Source organism: Veillonellaceae bacterium (assembly GCA_012523975.1).
GTDB lineage: Bacteria > Bacillota > Negativicutes > JAAYSF01 > JAAYSF01 > JAAYSF01.
This window is the reverse complement of the sequence record JAAYSF010000077.1, coordinates 1-5,450: the sequence shown is the minus strand read 5'-3', so window position 1 is coordinate 5,450 and position 5,450 is coordinate 1. Positions and strand designations below refer to the sequence as shown.

Sequence of the window (5,450 nt, the reverse complement as noted above, 5' to 3'; positions counted from 1 at the left end):
TTCCCTTACGGGTCACCATTTATGGGCGATTAGCTCAGCTGGGAGAGCGCCTGCCTTACAAGCAGGATGTCGGCAGTTCGATCCTGTCATCGCCCACCATTTCATTTTTAAATACGGCCCGGTGGTTCAGTTGGTTAGAATGCCGCCCTGTCACGGCGGAGGTCGAGGGTTCGAGTCCCTTCCGGGTCGCCATTTTTGTTACAGAGACTTGACGTAAGCCAAGTCTTTTCTATATAGTGCTTGCCTCGGTAGCTCAGTCGGTAGAGCAGAGGACTGAAAATCCTCGTGTCGGCAGTTCGATTCTGCCCTGAGGCACCATGTTAAAAATTAATTCCCTGCGTCAGATGACGGCAGGGAATTTTTCTTATTTAGCGACAATCCTTAATACAAAAACGGCTATCAACTTTTCAGTCAATAGCCGTTTTATGTTTGGCGGAGTGGGAGGGATTTGAACCCTCGCAGGGGTTACCCCCTCTAACGATTTAGCAAACCGTCCTCTTCAGCCGCTTGAGTACCACTCCATGTTAAGGCTGGTGAAATTATGGCGGAGGGGGTGGGATTCGAACCCACGGTCCCTTGCGGGATCACTGGTTTTCAAGACCAGCTCCTTAAACCGCTCGGACACCCCTCCGTGTCCGACATATCTGATATTATAGCAGTCGATAACTGCTTTGTCAACTAACTTCAAGTGGTAATATAAGTTAGCAAATCATTATGTCACTTACTCTACAATAATATAAAAAAGTAGAGATATTGTCAATAGTAAAACTAATCCAGCTAAGGTTAGTACCAATGAGTTATTGACTATTACTGCAGTCAAGGGTATATTTTAATGTATACTCAACATAAACAAGACAGAAGGTGAGAAAAATGGATGTAGACATACCTAGTTTTAGTAAAACGTCATATTTAGTACAATGTCACGGGAAATATCCATTTTTTCACACCTTTCTATGGTGATTCGGCTATTTCCCAAATGAGAGGGGAATAGTTATGCTTCATATATATAAAAGCAATTGCACTACCTTAAATACCCTGACGCCCGATACTGTAGAAAAGGGTGCATGGTTTAATTTGATAAATCCAACGGCGGATGAGCTTAACAAGACCGCTGCCCTTACCGGCGTTAACCTCGAAATGCTCAAGGCCGCGCTAGATGAAGAGGAAAGCTCTCGAACTGAAATCGAAGATGAATGCCTGTTGGTAATTACCAATATTCCGGTGCTAAGGGGTAAAGACGGTTATGATACACTCCCACTGGGCATCATTGTTACAGCTGATCATTTTATAACTGTTTGTCTTGAGCAAAATGCCGTTTTAAGCGAATTTTGTTCGGAAAATGCCCGCTTATTCAGTACCTTTAAGAAAACCAGATTTTTGTTTCAAATTCTTTATAAATCAGCTGCTTATTATCTAAGATACCTCAAGCAGATAAACCGCCGGACTGATGAGATTGAAACATATCTTCGCAAGTCAATGAAAAATCAGGAACTATTTGATTTGCTTGATCTGCAAAAGGGTCTGACCTACTTTTCAGTATCGCTCCGCTCTAACGGCATTGTTTTAGATAGACTACTCAGAATGAGGACTAACAGCCAACTCCAGCATTTAATCAAAATGTATGAAGAAGATGAGGACTTGCTGGAAGATGTTATCATCGAGAATAAGCAGGCCATCGAAATGGTTGAAATGTATACGCATATTCTTAATGGCATGATGGACACCTTTGCCTCGATTATCTCCAACAATCTCAATATTGTAATGAAGTTTTTAGCCTCTATGACGATTATCTTGGCGATACCGACCATGATTGCAAGTTTCTTTGGGATGAATGTGCCTATTCCACTGGCCGATTATCCGTTAGGATTTTTATATATTGTAATTATTGCTTTTTTGCTTGCCGTGCTTACTGTCTTGGGACTGTGGAGGAAAAGGATGCTGTAATACTTAAAGACTGCCGGTTTGGCAGTCTTCTTTTACAACGGCATTAACGCCTTAGCGATGGCTTAAGGAAATTATAGGATAAAACTCAGAATAGTCGATGTTTGACGCCCTATTCTGAGCAACATATAATGAAGTGAGACTAGCTTAACGAGGGGGTACGGATTATACACAGTCTGATAGATAGCAGCGGCGATTGTGCAAAAGCGGTTACTTTACCTGAGGTATTGGCAGCGAAAGAGGCCCGCAGCCAACGGCAGCAGGAAATGCTAAAAAAATATAATCTCCCGCTTGTTAGCATTACTATCAATATGCCAGGCCCGAATAAAGATCTGCCTGTGCTCCGCCGGTTGTGTGATTACGCAGTAGCAGAGCTCAAGGCTGACTTTAAAACTCATGAAATACTGCAGTTATATTTACTGACCGGCCCCGAAGCTTTGTTGGTAATAGATAGGCCGGTTCAAGAACTAAAGGCCAAGGCGGTAGCGATTGAAGAGGCTCAGCCATTTGGTCGATTGCTTGATATTGATGTTTTTACTAACGACGGAAACCTAGTATCGCGGCGGCAGCAAGGGCGAAGTCGTGCCTGCCTTGTATGTGGACAAGATACGATAATATGTATGAGGGAAAACCGGCATCAACTTGCCGATCTAATGTCGGCGGTAAATAAGTTATTGGTAAGGTTTAAAGCCTACTTGACCCATAATTTAAGCCCCGAAGCTCAACGAATTGGTCAATTAGCCGTCGAAGCTATGCTATTTGAGGTAGCCTGCACGCCGGCGCCGGGATTGGTCGATCGAAATAACAGTGGGGCTCATAATGATATGGACTTTTTTACTTTTATGGCCAGTACCGCTGCGCTCAGCAGTGCTATGGCCAGAACTGCTCAGGCTGGTATCAATCACGAAGGCAACTTGGCGGACATGCTACCAGTGTTGCGCGCAATTGGTATTGAGGCCGAGCAGGCTATGCTCGCCGCAACTAGCGGAGTCAACACCCAAAAGGGGCTGCTTTTCTCGCTGGGTATAGCAGCGGCCGCTGCCGGTCATCTTCAGCGCCGGGGCCGACAGCTGAAAGCGGAGTGTATACTTGATATTATTGCCGAAATAACAGCCGGGATTGTTGAACGCGAACTTGGAAGCTCAGCTCAGCTTCCGGATCATGAACTTACTGCCGGTGAACGCCTTTATCGTCAGCACAAGATAACTGGCATTCGTGGCGAAATGGAAAATGGATTACCAGCCGTAAGAGAAGTGGCCATACCTGCGCTTAAACAATCGCTGGCTGCCGGGTTGAGCGCCAATGATGCCCTAATAGATACCTTACTGGCATTAATGATGAAGGTTGATGATACTACTGTTATGCATCGGCATAATCCTGATAAGATGCGGTACTGGGTGCGTGACAAAGCTGCGGCGGCCTTGATGGAAGGCGGCATAGCAAGCGAAGGCGGCCGCGCAAGTATAGAGCGTTTAGATAAAGAATTTATTGCTCATAATGTCAGTCCGGGCGGCGCGGCGGATTTACTTGCAGTTGCTTGGTTCCTGCATAGACTGGAAACTGAATCTTAACAGGGCGGAGGAGTACCAATGGTATTTACTATACATCCTATTAATTTAATAAAGGCGCTATCGCTAGCCCTTGAACTTTCTTCCGGCGGTTTATCGCGCCATCATTGGCGAACGGCTATGATTTCCGACCGCATAGCCCAACAGCTAAAGTTAGATGCTGCCAACCGGCAGGTGCTTTTATATGCTGCGTTATTACATGATATCGGCGCAGCATCCAATTGGGCTGAAAAGCGCAAACTCCAAACCTTTGAAACTAACTGGAATGTTTATACCCACGCTGAAGAAGGCTATAAACTGCTTAAAGATTCAGCCCAGTTCAAAGAGCTGGCGGTACCTATTCGCCATCATCACGATAGCTGGAATGGGGTGAATCCGTCAGGCCTGGCGGGAAATGATATACCACTGGTCAGCCGGATCATTAACCTTGCAGACCGTCTCGAAATCTTAGTGCGCGATAATATCAATATATTCGAACAAAAATCAGGCATTATGGCGGCGATTCGGAGCTTAAGCGGAACAAGTTTTGATCCTGAGCTTGTGGAGCTTTTAACAAGCATAGCCAGTAAGGAGGGCTTTTGGCTCGATCTGGTTAATCCCTATTATTACGGAAACTTCTTCCACAATATTAATTCCCTAGGGCGTATAAGTTTGGATATTGACGATGTAACTAATATTGCCGAGCTCTTTGCAACGGTAATTGACAACACCAGCCGCTTTACAGCCCGGCACTCGCACAGTGTAGCTATTGCTGCTCAGTTCCTGGCAAGAAATAAAGGTTATAGCACCGAAGAAATTAAAATGATGCGCGTTGCCGGTCTTTTGCACGACTTGGGGAAATTGGCCGTTCCCAACGAGATATTAGAAAAGCCCGGCAAACTAACAGCAGATGAATTCACCATAATAAAGCAGCATCCTTATTATACATATCGGATTTTAGAGCAGATTGACGGTTTCGACATTATTGCTGAGTGGGCGGCTTTTCACCATGAAACTCCCGATGGCATAGGCTACCCCTTCCGAATAGCTAACCACTCGCTGAAGCTAGGCTCTCGCATCGTAGCCGTTGCCGATGTTTTTGCTGCTTTGACTGAAAACCGGCCCTACCGGCCGCAGATGCCATGGGCTAAAGTCGAGAATATCATGGGCTCAATGGCCGCAAATCGCAAATTGGATGCCGACATTGTAGCCGATTTGTTCAGCGCTAGGGTAGAAGCATTTGAGTTAATGGAAGAAGCCAATCGCTTACCCATGGCAAATGGTGAGTAGAGTGAACAAAGGTATAAACCATTAAGTCAAGAAAGCTATAAAATACAATACAAAGGAGAATAATTATGTCTAATTTGCCAAATTGCCCAAAATGTAATTCAGAGTACACTTATGAAGATGGTAATCTTCTGGTTTGTCCGGAGTGTGCTCATGAGTGGACTTTGGAAAGCGAAACTAATGAAGATAAAAAGATTGTCAGAGATGCAAATGGAAATATATTAAATGATGGCGATTCTATAACAGTAATCAAAGACCTTAAAGTAAAAGGAAGTTCATCTGTCCTTAAAATAGGCACGAAAGTAAAAAATATCCGCTTAGTTGATGGAGATCATAATATTGATTGTCAAATAGACGGTTTTGGAGCTATGAAATTAAAATCCGAATTTGTTAAAAAGGCGTAAACCAGTTCCTCTAAATACCGGGTATTTTGCAAATAAGCCATATCAGGATACCTGTTGCAACAGGTATAACAAGCAGTGCAAAAGCTGTATCCAATACCTCAATAAGCAAATTAATCCCCCGGAATATCATATGCCGATTTGCCAGCATAAAGACATAAAAATAGACGCCTCTCACCATTCTTGACAAGGCCGCTGCAGAAGGACTATAATATTCACGTCAAATGCCGGTATAGCTCAGCTGGTAGAGCATCTCATTCGTAATGAGAGGGTC

Annotated in this window: 3 protein-coding genes, 5 tRNA genes and 1 pseudogene; 7 read left to right on the top strand and 2 right to left on the bottom strand. The window is 44.3% G+C overall.

Going from position 1 to position 5,450, the window contains the following annotated elements:
• Positions 1-23: 23 nt before the first annotated feature.
• The 3 genes from GX348_10890 to GX348_10880 all read left to right on the top strand — a co-directional run bounded on the left by GX348_10890 (position 24) and on the right by GX348_10880 (position 318).
• A tRNA-Val gene (locus GX348_10890) sits at positions 24-99 on the top strand.
• 16 nt (positions 100-115) lie between these two features.
• Positions 116-192 (top strand) — tRNA-Asp (locus tag GX348_10885).
• Positions 193-242: 50 nt separating this feature from the next.
• Positions 243-318 (top strand) — tRNA-Phe (locus GX348_10880).
• 112 nt (positions 319-430) lie between these two features.
• On the opposite strand, the gene GX348_10875 is transcribed toward GX348_10880, so the two are convergent.
• Positions 431-521, bottom strand: a tRNA-Ser gene (locus tag GX348_10875).
• A 21-nt stretch (positions 522-542) separates the two neighbouring features.
• Positions 543-631 (bottom strand) — tRNA-Ser (locus GX348_10870).
• A 362-nt stretch (positions 632-993) separates the two neighbouring features.
• Between GX348_10870 and GX348_10865 the strand changes: the two genes are divergently transcribed.
• The 4 genes and pseudogenes from GX348_10865 to GX348_10850 all read left to right on the top strand — a co-directional run bounded on the left by GX348_10865 (position 994) and on the right by GX348_10850 (position 5,179).
• Positions 994-1,944 (top strand): magnesium transporter CorA family protein, encoded by a 951-nt coding sequence (locus tag GX348_10865; GenBank protein ID NLP42670.1) that lies wholly within the window; start codon positions 994-996, stop codon positions 1,942-1,944.
• A 200-nt stretch (positions 1,945-2,144) separates the two neighbouring features.
• A pseudogene (gene citG / locus GX348_10860) lies at positions 2,145-3,512 on the top strand (triphosphoribosyl-dephospho-CoA synthase CitG).
• 18 nt (positions 3,513-3,530) lie between these two features.
• Positions 3,531-4,778: an HD domain-containing protein gene (locus GX348_10855; GenBank protein ID NLP42669.1), complete on the top strand. Its 1,248-nt coding sequence runs from the start codon at positions 3,531-3,533 to the stop codon at positions 4,776-4,778.
• Positions 4,779-4,843: 65 nt separating this feature from the next.
• Positions 4,844-5,179, top strand: a complete 336-nt coding sequence (locus GX348_10850) for an alkylphosphonate utilization protein (protein ID NLP42668.1) — start codon at positions 4,844-4,846, stop codon at positions 5,177-5,179.
• Positions 5,180-5,450 lie beyond the last annotated feature (271 nt).